The sequence below is a fragment of the Azospirillum mesophilum genome (genome assembly GCF_053470405.2).
This window is the reverse complement of record NZ_JBPXMQ020000005.1, coordinates 210462-226001: the sequence shown is the minus strand read 5'-3', so window position 1 is coordinate 226001 and position 15540 is coordinate 210462. Positions and strand designations below refer to the sequence as shown.

10 protein-coding genes and 1 tRNA gene are annotated in these 15540 nt (G+C 70.7%); 5 read left to right on the top strand and 6 right to left on the bottom strand.

Annotation, left to right across the window (positions count from 1 at the left end):
• The first annotated feature begins 3 nt into the window (after nt 1-3).
• From ACSVC7_RS08175 to ACSVC7_RS08165, 3 genes are read left to right on the top strand one after another with little or no spacing between them, the layout of a single operon-like run.
• Complete coding sequence (locus tag ACSVC7_RS08175) at nt 4-567, top strand: sugar dehydrogenase complex small subunit (RefSeq protein WP_448203551.1); 564 nt, start codon at nt 4-6, stop codon at nt 565-567.
• A 12-nt stretch (nt 568-579) separates the two neighbouring features.
• Nucleotides 580-2274 (top strand): FAD-dependent oxidoreductase, encoded by a 1695-nt coding sequence (locus tag ACSVC7_RS08170; RefSeq protein WP_448203552.1) that lies wholly within the window; start codon nt 580-582, stop codon nt 2272-2274.
• A gap of 17 nt (nt 2275-2291) precedes the next feature.
• Nucleotides 2292-3902, top strand: coding sequence for a multicopper oxidase family protein (locus ACSVC7_RS08165; protein WP_448203553.1), 1611 nt, complete (start codon nt 2292-2294; stop codon nt 3900-3902).
• 77 nt (nt 3903-3979) lie between these two features.
• Here the strand turns inward: ACSVC7_RS08165 and ACSVC7_RS08160 are convergent.
• Nucleotides 3980-4056, bottom strand: a tRNA-Arg gene (locus tag ACSVC7_RS08160).
• A 161-nt stretch (nt 4057-4217) separates the two neighbouring features.
• Between ACSVC7_RS08160 and ACSVC7_RS08155 the strand changes: the two genes are divergently transcribed.
• Complete coding sequence (locus tag ACSVC7_RS08155) at nt 4218-5861, top strand: hypothetical protein (protein WP_448203554.1); 1644 nt, start codon at nt 4218-4220, stop codon at nt 5859-5861.
• Between the two features lie 9 nt (nt 5862-5870).
• On the opposite strand, the gene ACSVC7_RS08150 is transcribed toward ACSVC7_RS08155, so the two are convergent.
• From ACSVC7_RS08150 to ACSVC7_RS08130, 5 genes are all read right to left on the bottom strand, one after another.
• Nucleotides 5871-7175 carry a bifunctional folylpolyglutamate synthase/dihydrofolate synthase gene (locus tag ACSVC7_RS08150; protein WP_448203555.1) on the bottom strand — a complete coding sequence of 435 codons (1305 nt, stop codon included), beginning with the start codon at nt 7173-7175 and terminating at the stop codon, nt 5871-5873.
• An 18-nt stretch (nt 7176-7193) separates the two neighbouring features.
• Nucleotides 7194-8219 carry an acetyl-CoA carboxylase, carboxyltransferase subunit beta gene (accD, locus tag ACSVC7_RS08145; protein ID WP_448203556.1) on the bottom strand — a complete coding sequence of 342 codons (1026 nt, stop codon included), beginning with the start codon at nt 8217-8219 and terminating at the stop codon, nt 7194-7196.
• 137 nt (nt 8220-8356) lie between these two features.
• Nucleotides 8357-9187 carry a tryptophan synthase subunit alpha gene (trpA, locus tag ACSVC7_RS08140; RefSeq protein WP_448203744.1) on the bottom strand — a complete coding sequence of 277 codons (831 nt, stop codon included), beginning with the start codon at nt 9185-9187 and terminating at the stop codon, nt 8357-8359.
• A 2-nt stretch (nt 9188-9189) separates the two neighbouring features.
• Complete coding sequence (gene trpB / locus ACSVC7_RS08135; RefSeq protein WP_448203557.1) at nt 9190-10407, bottom strand: tryptophan synthase subunit beta; 1218 nt, start codon at nt 10405-10407, stop codon at nt 9190-9192.
• A gap of 147 nt (nt 10408-10554) precedes the next feature.
• The gene (locus tag ACSVC7_RS08130; protein ID WP_448203558.1) at nt 10555-11577 is read right to left on the bottom strand and encodes an amino acid ABC transporter substrate-binding protein; all 1023 of its coding nucleotides are present in this window, start codon (nt 11575-11577) and stop codon (nt 10555-10557) included.
• Nucleotides 11578-11878: 301 nt separating this feature from the next.
• On the opposite strand from ACSVC7_RS08130, the gene ACSVC7_RS08125 reads away from it, so the two are divergent.
• Nucleotides 11879-15517: an ATP-binding protein gene (locus ACSVC7_RS08125; RefSeq protein WP_448203559.1), complete on the top strand. Its 3639-nt coding sequence runs from the start codon at nt 11879-11881 to the stop codon at nt 15515-15517.
• Nucleotides 15518-15540: the final 23 nt, after the last annotated feature.

The window sequence follows — 15540 nt, the reverse complement described above, 5'->3', positions numbered from 1 at the left end:
CCCATGCCCGAATCCCCATCCACGCCGCCGGCCGAGCCGAGCCGCCGCGACATCCTCGCCGGCATGGCCGGCATCGCCGCGACGGCCCTCGCCCCGGCGGCCCTGCACGCGCCGGCCGCCGCCCCGGCCGCGGCCGCGGCCTCGCCGCTGATGCAGGCGTCGGAAAAGCTGACGGGCGTCCGGCTGGGCGCCTCCTACCTCGACCTCGCGCAGACGGTGTGGGACACGCTGGCGCCCGTCCACGGCGCGCCGGTGCTGGAAAAGCTGGTGCGGGTGGTGAACGACGCGCCGAGCGGCCGGCCGCTGAAGGACGTGCTGCTGGAGCACGGGCTGCTGCCGGCGGCGCAGGCCCTGACCGCCACCTGGTACACCGGCGCCAGCGCCGCCGACGGCGGCCAGACGGTGCTTTTCTACAACGACGCGCTGATGTGGCGGGCCTGCGCCTTCACCAAGCCGCCGGCCACCTGCGGCGGCTTCTTCGGCTATTGGGAACAGGCCTACCAGCCGGTCGCCGCCGCTCAGCCCAAGCCCGATACCAAAGCCGGCACCAAAGCCGACAGGGCGTAAAGGAACCCCGCCATGAAGCACGAACATTCGAACGTCGTGGAAGGGATCTCCGCCGACGTGGTCATCATCGGCGCCGGCGTCGCCGGCGGCCTCGCCGCCTACCAGCTTGCCCGCTACGGCCATTCCGTGATCCTGCTGGACGCCGGCCCGCGCATCGACCGGGTGGAGGCGCTGGAGCGTTTCCGCGCCTCGCCCGGCAAGGGCTCCAACGCGCCCTACGAGAACAGCTGGTACGCGCCGCAGCCGGACGACACGGACTTCGGCAACTACTACGTCCAGCAGGGGCCGAAGACCTTCAGCGCCATCTACGTGCGCGGGGTGGGCGGCACCTCCTGGCACTGGACCGGCCATGCGGAGCGCCACTACCCCAACGATTTCCGCATGAAGTCGGCCTACGGCGTGGGCGTGGACTGGCCGATCGCCTACAGCGACATCCTGCCCTATTACCTGCGGGTGGAGCAGGAATGGGGCGTGTCGGGCGACGCGTCGGACTACATCGGCCCCGACCGGCAGGGGGAGACCTTCCCGCTGCCCAAGGTGCCGATGACCTACTGCGACCACCAGATCGGCGGCGCGGCGAAGGCGACGTCGTTCAGCTACGCGTGCAACGGCAAGGCCTTCGGCCCGGTCGATCTCGCCTACGGCCCCTACCCGCACGCGCGCAACTCCGTCCCCTACGACGGCCGGCCGCAGTGCTGCGGCAACGCGTCCTGCCGCTTCCTCTGCCCCATCGCCGCCAAGTACGACGCCAGCGTCCATGTGACGAAGGCGGAACTGCTGGGCGCGCGCGTGCTCGACAAGCGCGTCGTGCACCGCATCGAGGTCGGGGCCGACGGCATGGTCGCCGGGGTACGCTACCGCCATCCCGACGGGTGGGAGGGCCGCGCCACGGGCAAGCGCTATATCCTGGCCGCCCACGCCATCGAGACGCCGAAGCTGCTGCTGATGTCGAAGGGCGAGCGCACGCCGAACGGCGTCGCCAACTCCTCCGGCAAGGTTGGGCGCAACCTGATCGCGCTGGCCGACGTCAACACCATGGGGCTGGCGCCCAACCCGACCTACCCCTACCGCGGCCCGGTCAGCGCGACCGGCGGGCTGAAGGCGTTGCGCGACGGCGACTTCCGCAAGGACCACGCGGCCATCGCCACCAACTTCGTCAACGGCGGCTTCAACGCCACGCTGGGGCCGGCGCAGCGCGCGCAGACGCTGATCTCCAAGGGCCTGTTCGGCGCCGAGCTGGCCGACGCGCTGGAGAAGCAGACGGCGCGCGAGGTGGTGCTGGGCTCCATGGTCGACGTTCTGCCGCTCGACGGCAACCGGGTCGAGCTGGACGAGACGCGCCGCGACGCGCTGGGCCTGCCGCGCCCCAAGATCACCTTCACCTGGGACGAGTACACGGAGCGCGGCATCGCCGTTGCCAAGGCGATGCACGACGCGATCCTCGACCAGATGGGCGTGCCGAAGGAGACGCGCCAGCGCGCCGAACCCGACATCGACGCGGCGGTGATCGCCGGGACCACCCGCATGGGCAGCAACGCGGGCGATTCGGTTGTCGATTCCTACTGCCGCGCCCACGACCATCCGAACCTGTACATCATCGGGACCGGCGTCTACCCGACGACCGGCATCGTGTCGCCGTCGATGACCGCCGCCGCGCTGGCGCTGCGGGCCGCCGACCAGATCCACGCCAATTTCGGCCAGGGCTGAGCCAGGGAGATCCGGCCATGAATGACCGTTTCACGATGCCGTCGCTCACCCGGCGCACCCTCACCCGGCGCACGCTGTTCGCCGGCGCCAGCGCCGTCGCCCTGTCCGCCTGCCTGCCCCGCAAGGGCGGCGCTTCGCAGGGTGGTGCGTCGCAAGGCGGCGCCTCCTCCGCGCAGGGCGGCACCGCGCCGGCCACAGCACCGGCCGCAGCCCCCGCCCCGGCGGCGGACGAGCTGATCACTCCGCTGGACGAGCGCCGCCTGAGCGTCGCCATCGACGCCATTTACAGCACCTACAATCTCGCCGGCCGCGCGGTGACGCTGCGCGGCTATGACGGCGCCCCCCGCCCGCGCACGCTGCGCGTCCGCGCCGGGGACACGCTGGCCCTCACGCTCGCCAACCGCCTGCCGATGGAAAACGTCGTCACGGCGTCCGCGACCGGCGGGCACGGGCATCATGGGACGGAGGCGATTCCCGGCATCTCCGGCCTCAACGTGCCGCACAACTTCAACGTCACGAACATGCACGTCCACGGCCTGCACGTCTCGCCGCGCTCGCCGGCGGACAACATTCTGCTGACCGTGCAGCCGGGCCAGAGCCAGGCCTATTCCTACGCGATCCCGGCGAACCACCCCTGCGGCCTGAACTTCTACCACGCGCACGAGCACGGCTCGGTGGCGCTCCAGGTCGCCAGCGGCATGGCCGGCGCCCTGATCGTGGAGGGCAAGGTGGACGCCATCCAGGACATCGCCAAGGCCAAGGACGTGGTGATGCTGCTGCAAAGCCTGCCGGTGGACGCGCGCGGCCAGCTTGAAAGCTACGCCACGCTCGACAACGGCACGCAGGTCTACGTCAACGGCCAGAAGCAGCCGACCATCCGCATGAAGCGCGGCGAGGTGCAGCGCTGGCGCCTCGTCAACGCCACGCACGACCGGTTCCTGACGCTGCGGCTGAAGGAGCACGGCTTCGTGGCGCTGGGCTTCGACGGCAACCCGCTGGAGAAGACGGAGCGCAGCGAGGCCATCTTCCTCGCCCCCGGCAACCGGGCGGAGCTGCTGGTGAAGGCCGTGGACAAGCCCGGCACCTATACCCTGGACGGCGGCAGCAACTTCGGCGTGACCTACGGCCCCATCGCCAGCGTGACGGTGACCGAGGAAAAGGGCGACATGCCGCTCTTTGAAGGCGCGCTGGTGAACTACGCCGCCGACTTCGGCGGCCACCTGAAGCCCATCGCGGAGTCGGAAATCGTCAAGGGCCGCCGCGTCGGCTTCGGCCAAGTGGGCACGCTGCCCAACTGGACCTGGACCATCGACGGCCGCCCCTTCGCGGCCGACGAAAAGGGCTTCACCGCCAAGCTCGGCACCGCGGAGGAGTGGGTCTTGACCAACCAGACCAACGACCCGCACCCGTTCCACATCCACATCAACCCGTTCCAGGTGATCGAGGCCGACGGCCTGCCCGTCCCCATCCCGCCGGGCCGCTGGCTGGACACGGTGACGATCCCGCCGCACGGCCGCGTGCGCCTGCGCACGCGCTTCCTCGACTACGACGGCACCTTCGTCTTCCACTGCCACACGCTCGCCCACGAGGACCAGGGCATGATGCGCCTGATCACGGTCGAGGCCTGACCGGATCGAATCCGTCGACGACGGGGTGGCTTCGGCCGCCCCGCTTCCGGTCTGATTCCGCGCTTTCAAAAAGGGAATGGTGCGCCCGGCGGGATTCGAACCCACGGCCCCAGGATTAGGAATCCTGTGCTCTATCCTGCTGAGCTACGGACGCGCCGCAACGCTTATAACATGGTTTGCGCGCGGGTTCAGCGCGAAATCTGGCAACATCGGCTGACCGAAAAGGTCACCGCAAGCGGCACGCCTGCGGGGCTCCGGTGCGTGGAATCCGCTGGGCTTGACGCCGCCGCTGCGTATACTGCGCCGATGGCACGCATGCTGTACCTGCGCGACATCGAGGTCGATGTGCACGTCCGCTGCCGCACCTGCGGACACGAGGGCGTGCTGCCGCGTGCCGACATGAGCCGGCGGTTCGGCCCCAATTACCCCGTGCTGTCCATCGCCCCGCACTATCGCTGTTCGAAGTGCGATTCCCGCGACACGGAAAGCCGCCCGGCGCCCCCGCCCCTGACCGTGGTCGGTGGAACGCATGTGGAGGAGACGGAGGCGGTGCCGTCTTTCGCCGGCCCGCTTGCGGCGTTGCAGGGCCTGCTGGATGCCGTGCGGGGCCGCGACGAGGCGGGCGAGGATGAGGTCAAGGAGGCCGCGGCCAGGGCGCCCATCGACACGGCCCCAGCCCACGAGCCTTCCCCCGCCGAGTCCGACATCCCCCTGGAACAGCTCATCGCCGACGGTCCGGGCGGGGCGGACGACGGGCGCAGGCCGTTGTGGGAGCCCATTTCGCTGGCCGACATGGCTGCCCGGCTGCAGGAAGACGATCCCGCCGCCGATGAGCCTGCCACCGACGACCTGATCGACCAGGAGCTGGCGCCGGCGGAGCCCGAAGGCCTGCCCGAAGGCCTGGACGAGGAACCGGAAGACGACCTCGATCTCTCCAGGTTCGACCGCACCCTTGCGGCTCTGCGCGCCATGGTCGACGGCGATGGCGCTGGGGACGGCAAGAACGGCGGCGGACAGGACGGCAAGGACGATCTCCGCCCCGAACCGGAACCCGTGCGTCTGCAGGATGCCGGGGAGGACGAGGACGAGGACGACGAAGAGGACGACGGCATGCCGCCCGTCTTCTCCGTCAAATCCCTGGTCCGCACCGATTTCGAGGACGACCTGGAGGAGGACGAGGAGGAACTGGAGGACGACGGGGCCTTCCGCGACCCCTTCGGCTTCCACGACGAACCGCCGACCGGGGAGCCGGAGGACGAGCCGTCGGAGGAGGAAATCGTCGCCTTCGCCATCCGCGATCCGGAGAAGCGCTCGCCCCGGCGGGAGCGTCCGGCGTCGGCGGAGGACATGCCGCTCGACAAGACCATCGCCGCCCTGCGCGACATGGTCCAGGAAGCGGCCGCCGACCCCGAGGAGTCTGACAGCCGGCGCGTCGTGACGCCCTTCAGCCGGCCGCGTCCGCCCGTCTTCGACAGGTTCGAGGACGAACCGGAACCCACCAGCCGGGATCGGGGCGACCGGGATCAGGACGACGGGGCCGATTCCGACGAGCCGGAGGACGCGCCGCCGTCCCGGAAGTCGGCCCAGGAAATGGAGATGGAGGAGGCCCTGCGGGCTCTGCGCGCCCTGGTCGAGGAAGAAGACCCGGACGAGCCCCCGCCCGCCGCCGTCAGGACCACCGCGGCGGTCCAAAAGGTCGCCGAGGCCGAAGATGAGGGTGAGGGTGAGGACGAGGACGAACCACTCGACCTCGTGAACATGTTGAAGAACGAGGATCCCGCTCCGCCCAGGGCGGAGGAGCCGACGCGGGCCGAACCGAAGGCGCCCGTGCCGAAACGGGACGATTCCGCGTCCGGCGACTCCACATCCGATCGGGCCGAGGACGACCACAGCCCCCTCAACAAGACCATCGCCGCGCTGCGCAGCATGCTGGAACTGGACGGGAAGCGCGGCCGGTAAGGACCGGTGCTACCCGTTCTCCGCCAGCACCGTTCCCGCCAGATAGAGCGAGCCGCAGATCAGCACGCGCGCCGGCCCGGACACGCGGGACGTCAGCGCGGCCAGAGCCTCCGCCACGCCCGCCGCCGGGGCGGTGTCGGCGATACCGCAGGCGCGCGTGGCGGCGGCTGTGTCCTCGGCGGATAGGGAGGCTTCCTCGCCGGGGATCCCCACCGTGCGCGCCGCCATGACGTGGGGCGCCAGCGGCCCGAGGAACTCCTCCGGCTCCTTGCTGGACAGCATGCCATAGACCATCAGCAGCGGACGCGCCGGCGTCTCCGCAGCCCAAGCCTGGGCCTGTACGGCCAGGACTTCGCCCGCCGAGTCGTTGTGGCCGCCATCCAGCCACAGCTCCCAATCCGGCGGCAGGCTCTCGGCCAGCGGGCCGCGGGTCAGCCGTTGCAGGCGGGCGGGCCATTCCACGGCGGCGATGCCGCGGCGCACCGCCTCGTCACCCACCGTCAGCGGCAGATAGTCGAGGCAGGCCAGCGCCACTCCGGCGTTGCCGATCTGGTGCGCGCCCGCCAAGCCCGGCGGCGGCAGGTCGATGCGGCGCTTGGCGCTTTCGAAGCGGAAACCGGTTTCGGTCGGCACGGCGCGCCAGCCGTAGACCGGCGCCCCAACCGCGGCGGCGCGGGCGGCCAGGGTGCGTGCGGCCTCCTCGGCGGGCTGCGGGGCAATGACGGCGGGGACACCCGGCTTGAAGATGCCGGCCTTCTCGCCCGCGATGGCCTCCAGCGTGTCGCCCAGGAACTGGCGGTGGTCGCAGGACACGCGCGTGATCGCCGTCACCGCCGGCCGGTCCACCACGTTGGTGGCGTCCAGCCGCCCGCCCAGCCCCGTTTCCAGCAGCACCACGTCCGCCGGCTCCCGCGCGAAGGCCAGGAAGGCGGCGACGGTCGTCACTTCGAAGAAGGTGATCGGATCGCCGGCGTTGGCCGCCTCGCACTCCTCCAGCAGAGCGGCCAGCCGGTCGTCGTCGATCAGCCTGCCGGCCAGCCGGATGCGCTCGTGAAAGCGCACCAGATGCGGGGAGGTGTAGACGTGCACGCGATACCCGGCCGCCTCCAGCATGGCGCGCAGGAAGGCGACCGTGGAGCCCTTGCCGTTGGTCCCGGCCACATGCACCACCGGCGGCAGCCGGCGTTCCGGATGGCCGAGCGCGGCGAGCAGCCGGTGCACGCGGTCCAGCGACAGGTCGATGACCTTGGGGTGCAGCCCCTTCAGCCGGTCGAGCACCGGGTCGGCGCGCGACCCGTCAGGCTTGGTCCCCACGGAGGATGCTCCTGATCGTCAGGCCGGCTGCCCAGTGGCAATCCCGGCGATGACCGGGGTGGCCCCGGCCTGCACTGGCGTGGCGTCGGCGGCCTCGGCCTGCACGCGCGCCTCCTCCGCAACCTTGGCGGCCTTGGCGGGAGCGGGCTGAATGGCCTCCGGCTCGTCCGCGTCAGCCTCGGCCACGGTGGCCAGAGTCGGCTGCAACAGCAGGGCCAGCACGCGCGACAGGGTCGGGCGCAGGTCGCGGCGGTGGACGACCATGTCGACCATGCCGTGCTCCAGCAGGTATTCGGAGCGCTGGAAGCCTTCCGGCAGCGTCTCGCGGATCGTGCTCTCGATCACGCGGGCGCCGGCGAAACCGATCTGCGCGCCCTTCTCGGCGATGTGGATGTCGCCGATCATGGCGAAGGAGGCCGTGACGCCGCCGGTCGTCGGGTCGGTCAGGACCACGATGTAGGGCAGGCCCGCTTCCTTGACCATCTCCACCGCGATGGTGGTGCGCGGCATCTGCATCAGCGACAGGATGCCTTCCTGCATGCGCGCGCCGCCCGAGGCCGGAACGACGATCAGCGCGGCCTTCTGCGCGATGGCCGTGCGGGCCGCCGCCAGGATGCCCTCGCCCACCGCGATGCCCATGGACCCGCCCATGAAGCCGAAGTCGAAGGCCGCGACCACCGCCGGCTGCCCGCCGATCAGGCCGGAGCCGACGACGATGGCGTCGTGCCGGCTGGTCTTCGACTGCGCCTCCTTCAGGCGGTCGGTGTAGCGCTTCTGGTCACGGAACTTCAGCGGGTCGACCACCGACTTCGGCAGTTCCACCGTCTGGTATTCGCCCTCGTCGAACATGGTCGTCAGGCGCTTGATCGGGTCCAGCCGCATGTGGAAGCCACAGTGCTGGCACACGTTCAGGTTCTCTTCCAGGTCACGGTGGAAGAGCATCGCCTCGCAGTTCGGGCACTTGTGCCAGAGGTTGTCCGGAACCTCCTTGCGGGCGTAGAGGGCGCGGATCTTGGGGCGGACGTAGTTGGTAAGCCAGTTCATCGAAGCAAATCTTTCCTCAAACCCCTAAAGCGAATTTGCATTCGCTTTAGACTCTTTCGGCCTCACATGCCAGCCGGGCTTCGGCCGCATGTGCGGCCGGGACCGCCGTCGCGGTCCAAAGCGGATCGAAATCCGCTTCAACCGCGCGCCCGGCGCACGCCGGCCGCCAGTTCGCGCACGAAGCCCAGAACGTCGTCGGCCAGACCCGGACGGGCCTTGCCTTCGGTGTCGAGCCCGCCGGCGATGCGCGTGACGATGGCGGAGCCGACCACCGCCGCGTCGGCCACGCGGGCGATGTTGGCGGCCTGCTCCGGCGTCTTGATGCCGAAACCGACGGCGATAGGAAGGTCGGTGTGGCTCTTCAGCCGCTCCACCGCGCCGGCGACCGCGACGTTGTCGGCGCTGGCCGTGCCGGTGATGCCGGCGATGGACACGTAATAGACGAAGCCCGAGGTGTTCTGAAGAACCGTCGGCAGGCGCTGCTCATCCGTGGTCGGCGTCGCCAGTCGGATGAAGTTCACCCCGGCCTTCAGGGCGGGGATGCACAGCTCCTCGTCCTCTTCCGGCGGCAGGTCCACGATGATCAGCCCGTCCACCCCCGCCGCCACGGCGTCCGCCAGGAAGCGGTCCACCCCATAGGCGTGGATGGGGTTGTAATAGCCCATCAGGATGATCGGGGTGTCGGCGTCCTTCTGGCGGAAGCCGCGCACCAGCTCCAGCGTCTTGCGCGTGGTGGTGCCGGCGTGCAGCGCGCGCAGGCTGGCCGCCTGGATCGCCGGGCCGTCGGCCATCGGGTCGGAGAAGGGCAGCCCCAGCTCGATCAGGTCGGCCCCGGCCGCCGGCAGTCCGTCCAGGACGGCGCGGCAGGTCTCCAGGTCCGGATCGCCGGCCGTGATGAAGGTGACGAGGCCGGCGCGGCCTTCCGCCTTCAGCGCCGCGAAGCGCTTGGCAATGCGCCCCTGATTCATGCTCACAGGTTCACTCCCAGATGCTTGGCGACGGAGAAGATGTCCTTGTCGCCGCGGCCCGACAGGCACAGCACCAGCAGGTGGTCCTTGGGCAGTTTCGGGGCGCGCTTCACGATTTCCGCCAGCGCGTGCGCGGATTCCAGCGCCGGGATGATGCCTTCCGTCCGGGCGCAGAGCTGGAAGGCGTCCAGCGTCTCCTGGTCGGTGGCCGAGACATACTCGACGCGGCCGATGTCGTGCAGCCAGGAATGCTCCGGCCCGACGCCGGGGTAGTCGAGGCCGGCGGAGATCGAGTGGCCCTCGATGATCTGCCCGTCCTCGTCCTGCAGCAGGTAGGTGCGGTTGCCGTGCAGCACGCCGGGGCGCCCGCCGGTGATGGAGGCCGCATGCTCCAGCGGACCCTTGTCGATGCCATGGCCGGCGGCCTCGACCGCGACCATGCGGACGGTCGGATCGTCCAGGAAGGGGTGGAACAGACCGATGGCGTTGGACCCGCCGCCGACGCAGGCGACCAGCGTGTCCGGCAGGCGGCCTTCCAGCTCCTGCATCTGGGTGCGCACCTCGTCGCCGATCACCGACTGGAAGTCGCGGACCATCATCGGGTAGGGGTGCGGGCCGGCGGCCGTGCCGATCAGGTAGTAGGTGTCCTCGACGTTGGAGACCCAGTCGCGCAGCGCCTCGTTCATCGCGTCCTTCAGCGTCTTGGCGCCGGAGGTGACCGAGACCACCTCCGCCCCCAGAAGCTTCATGCGGAAGACGTTCGGCTGCTGGCGGGCGATGTCGGTCTCGCCCATGTAGATCACGCAGGGCATGTCGTACAGCGCGCAGACCGTGGCGGTGGCGACCCCGTGCTGGCCCGCGCCCGTCTCGGCGATGATCCGCTTCTTGCCCATGCGGCGGGCGAGCAGGATCTGGCCGATGCAGTTGTTGATCTTGTGCGCGCCGGTGTGGTTCAGCTCCTCGCGCTTGAAGTAGATCTTCGCGCCGCCGAGCTGTTCCGTCAGGCGTTCCGCGTAGTAGAGCGGATTCGGCCGGCCCACATACTGCTTCAGCTGCTGGCGGATTTCCGCCTCGAAGGCCGGGTCGGCCTTGGCCTCCTTGTAGGCTTTCTCCACCTCAAGGATCAGCGGCATCAGCGTTTCGGCGACGAAGCGGCCGCCATAGATGCCGAAATGCCCGCGCTCGTCGGGACCGGAACGGTAGGTGTTGGGTCTGGTCATGGCCTGGGAAACTGCCTGAAGCGGGTCGCACGGCACCCGGAAGGCGCCACCATAGCGGCGAAGCTTCCGGATTTGAAGCGTTCGCCAAACATGCCCCCCAACATGGGGGCGGCGCGGGATGGAGCAAGGGGCGGAGAGAAGAGGGACCTACCCGCCCAGCGGCGGCGCGTACATCAGCCCGCCCTTGTTCCACAGATCGTTCGGCCCGCGCTCGATCCCCAGCGGGGAACCGGCGCCGAGGTGGCGGTCGTACATCTCGCCGTAGCTCCCGACCTGCGTGATCACCCGCCAGCCCCAGCCGTCATCCAGCCCGAGTCCCGCGCCCAGCCCCGGCACGGCGCCCAGCAGCTTGCGCACCTCCACGTCCGCGGAGCCCTTCATGCCGGCGGCGTTGGCGGAGGTGATTCCCTTTTCCTCGGCCAGAACGGTGGCCAGGAAGACCCAGCGCACCACGTCGAACCAACGCTTCTCCTGCACGCGGACCATCGGCCCCAGCGGCTCCTTGGAGATGACGTCGGGCAGGATGACGTAGTCGCTGCTGTCCGGAGCCTTCAGCCGGCGTTGCGCGTGCAGGCCGATGCGGTCGCCGGTGAACAGGTCGCAATGGTGGTTGAAGAAGGCGCTCAGCGCCCCTTCCGTCGAGCGCACCCGCTTCATCGAGAAGCGCGCCCCGGTGCGGGCGATCCAGCTCTCCAGGTTGAGCAGGGTGGTGGTCTGCTCGATCACGCAGACCGACGCGGCGGTCTTCACCAGATCGGCGGCCCGCGCGATCCCGGCGGAGCGGTGGACGATGAAGCCCTGCCCGTCGAACAGATAGACCACCGGGAAATCGACGCCGAAGGTGGCGTCGCGCTGCAGGGTCCAGGTGGTTCCCTCCATCACCACGTCCACCTCGCCGTTGCGCAGGATGGCGAAGCGGTTTTCGGCGTTGGCCTCCACGAACTCGATCCGGTCGGCGCTGCCGGTGACGGCGGCGGCCAGCGCCCGGCACATGTCCACGAAGAAGCCGCGCCAGTGCCCGGATTCGTCCACCGCCGACAGCCCGGCTCCGCTTGAGGAAACCCCGCAGCGCAGCATCCCGGCCTGCCGCACGTCGTCCAGCGTGTCGGCCCGCGCGGCCCCGCCGGACAGCGCAATTCCCAGGATCAGCGCCACCAGAATCCGCCCCATGACCATCCCCCTTCCCCACCCGCACCGCGCGAGGATCGACCTCACCGCACCGCCCGGTCAAGCCCGCCCCATCCCACAAGTCCCCTCTCCCCTTCACGTTCCCTCTCCCCTCCGGGGAGAGGGTTAGGGTGAGGGGGTCCGGCGGCTGCCGAACTCTCACGTTCCCCGACATCCCCCTCACCCTGCCCTCTCCCCGGAGGGGAGAGGGAAACAGAGCGGAGAGGGACGAATGGCGCCGGTTTGCGCCGTGCCGACACGCCATGGTATTGGACGAGGTGTGACGATCTTGGGGGACAGGGGCATGCGGCTTCCCCGGCTGGGCGTGGCGTTCCGCATTCTCGCGGGCTTGACGGTGATCGCCGGCCTGACCGCCGCCACCGGGGTGGTGGCCGTCTCGCTCTTCTCGCGCTTCCATCAGGGGTTCGACCAGATCGCCACGGCCCGCGTGCCGGGCCTGATCAGCGCCTCGCAGCTGGCGCAGCAGAGCGGCACGCTGGCCGCCAACGCCCCGGCTCTGGTCGCGGTGCAGAGCCAGGCGGTGCGCGAGGCGGTGATGGCGCGGCTGGGCGATCAGATCGTGCTGCTGGAAGACCTGATGGCGCGCCTGCGCGCCCGCGGCATCGACGCCACCGACCTGGACGAGCTGGAGCGCCGCAAGAACGAGCTGGTGACGAACCTGCTGACGCTGAACGGCCAGGTGGAGCGGCAGCTGTCCCACACGGCGGAGACCGGCGGCCTCGTCAACCGCCTGATGCTGCTGGCCGAGCGCGTCCGCGCCGCTGAAGACGCTGCGGAGCAAAGCTCCGTCCCCGACCCGGACCTGCGCGCCCTCGACCACTGGACCGACGAGTCCTACCACGCCATCACCGTGATGCTGGCCGCCGCCCGCGCCGACCACGAGGCGCGGGTGGAGCGGCTGCGCGACGACTGCCGCGCATCCCTGGAGCGCGCCGCCGCCGAGGTCGCGGGCCTTCCCCCCGGCCTCGCCGCCGGGATCGAGCCGCTGTACCGCGAGCTTCAGGCGCTCGCCCTGGGGGAGCGCAACCTGTTCGCCAGCCGCCTGGACGAGATCGCGCTGAACCGCGCCATCAAGGGATCGCTGGCGCGCAACCAGAACGTCTCCGACCGGCTGGTCGCCGCCGTGTCCGACCATTTCCTGGCCGTGCAGCGCGACATCGCCCAGCGCTCCGCCGACTTCGAGCGCGCGATCCGCGACGGGCAGCGGGCGGTGGTGGCCCTGGCGCTGGTCTCCATCCTCGGCGCGCTGGGCATCTTCCTGTACATCCACCGCAACATCGTGCGGCGGCTGCGCGGCTTGCAGGAGGCGATGACCGCCTCGGCCTCGGGCCGGGCGGTGACCATCCCGACGCGGGGGATGGACGAGATCGCCGACATGGCCCGCGCGCTGCAATATTTCGTCGCCACCATCCGCGCCCGCGAGCGCGACCTGTCGGACGGCGAGCGCCGCCTGCGCGCCATCCTGGAGCAGAGCCCCGTCGGCGTGTCCATCGGCCGGGCCGACGGCACGGTGGCCTTCGCCAACGCCCGCGCGGCGGAGCTGGCCGGCCGCCCGCTGGACGCCTTCGTCGGCAGCCGCCACGCGCTGGCCCTGCCCGGCGCCACCGTGCAGCGCCGCACGGCCGGCGCGCGCCCGGCGGGCGAGCCCGGCCTCGTCATGCGCGACGTGGAGGTGGCGGTCGACCGGCCGGACGGCAGCCGCGTCTGGGCGCTCCAGACCCTTCAGCGCACGGAGTTCGAGGGCGAGCCGGCCATCCTCGCCTGGAGCTACGACATCACCGGCCGCAAGCGCGCCGAGGAGGACCTGCGCCACGCCAAGGAGCAGGCGGAGGTCGCCGCCCGCTCCAAGTCGGAATTCCTGGCGACCATGAGCCACGAGATCCGCACCCCCATGAACGGCGTCCTGGGCATGCTGGAGCTGATGGCCCTGACCCCGCTGGACACGGAGCAGACGCAGATCGTCACCACCGTGCGCGACAGCGCCACCGCCCTGCTGCGCATCATCGACGACATCCTGGACCTGTCGAAGATCGAGGCCGGCAAGCTCGACCTGGAGGAGATGGACCTCGACCCGCGCGACCTCGTGGAGGGCGTGGCCGACCTGCTGGCCCCGCAGGCCCACCAGAAGCGGCTGACGCTGGTCTGCGACCTCGACCGCGCGGTGCCCCCGGCGGTGCGCGGCGACCCCGGCCGGCTGCGCCAGATCCTGTTCAACCTCGCCGGCAACGCCATCAAGTTCACCGACGCCGGCCGCGTCGTCCTGCGCACCCGCGTGGAGTCCTCTCCCAAATCAGGCACCGCGCGCCTGCGCTTCGCGGTGGAGGACACCGGCATCGGCATCAGCGCAGAGGGGCAGTCCCGCCTGTTCCAGCCCTTCAGCCAGGCCGACAGCTCGACCACCCGGCGCTTCGGCGGCACGGGCCTGGGCCTCGCCATCTGCGCGCGTCTGGTGGAGATGATGGGCGGGCGCATCGGTGTCGATTCGGCTCCGGGGCGCGGCTCCACCTTCTGGTTCACCGTGGATCTGGTCACGGTGGACTTGGCGCCGGGCGCGCCGCGAGACGACACCGACCTGTCGGGCCTGTCCATCCTGGTGGCCGACCCCGACCCGGTGCAGCGCGCCGTGCTGACCCGCGCCCTGGAGGACAAGGACGCCGCCGTCGTCGAGGCCACCACGGCGGCGGAAGCGGCGGAGCTTCTGAGCCTCGCCGAAGCCGACCTGCTGGTGCTCTCCACCCCCTTGCCCGAGCATCACCCGGCCAACCACCCAGATAATGGCACACCCGACGCCCCGCCCCGCCTGCTGTCCGCCGGGGAGGTCCTGTCCCGCCTCGCCGCCGAGGCCGGCGCTCCCCCGCCCCCGACCCTGCATCTGGTAGACAGCCGCGAGCAGGCCGCCGACCGCCGCCCCGCCCCGGCCCTCTCGGAGTCCGGCGGAGATGAGCCCGCCCACGACCACCTGACCCGCCCGATCCGCCGCGACGCCCTGGTCCGCAAACTTGCCGTCCTCGCCGGCCGCACCGCGCCCACCGAGCCGCCCTGCGCCCCCTCCCGCCCCGACGACGTGGTGCTTTCCCTGCCCGGTCCGGCCCCGGCGCACCCACCGACTTCACCCGCGCCGATCCTGGTGGCCGAAGACCACCCGACCAACCAGCAGGTGATCCTGCGCCAGCTCCGCCAGCTCGGCTTCGAGGCCGACCTGACCGCCGACGGGCTGGAGGCCCTGACCGCGTGGCGGACCAAGCCCTACCGCCTGCTGATCACCGACTGCCACATGCCGCGCATGGACGGCTACGAGCTGTCGCGCCAAATCCGCACCGCCGAGGCCCAAGGCGCCGCGTCCTCCCCCAATGAGGCCCACCCCCGCACGACCATCATCGCCATGACCGCCAACGCGCTGGCCGGCGAGATGGAGCGCTGCACCGCCGCCGGCATGGATGACTACATTTCGAAGCCCGTGACCCTGAAGCAGCTGGAAACCGTCCTGAACCGCTGGCTGGCCGACAACTCCGCCGCCCCGGCCCCCGAATCAGGCGAAGCCCAGGCCTCCGGCCCGGCCCGCGTCCCCCTGGATCTCAATCACGTCCGCGCCACCTTCGGCACCCTCGACGCCTCGGCCTTCGAGATGCTGGACTATTTCCTGGAAACCACCCGCCCCCTGATCGACGAGGCTGCGACCGCCGTGGCGCAAGGCGACCTGCCCACCGCCCGCACCGCCGCCCACAGGCTGGCCGGCGCCTCCCGCACCGCCGGCGCCAACGAACTCGCCCACACGGCGTCCGCCCTGGAAATCGCGGCGGCGGAGGGAGACGGGGAAGCGGCGCCGCGGTGGGTTGAGGCGATGCGCGCCGCGCTTCCGGGGGTGGAGGGGGCTATCGAGAAATTGAAAACGGAAGAAATGATGCCGGGATCGCCCAACTGAACACAAATCGGTAGCGGCTCGGC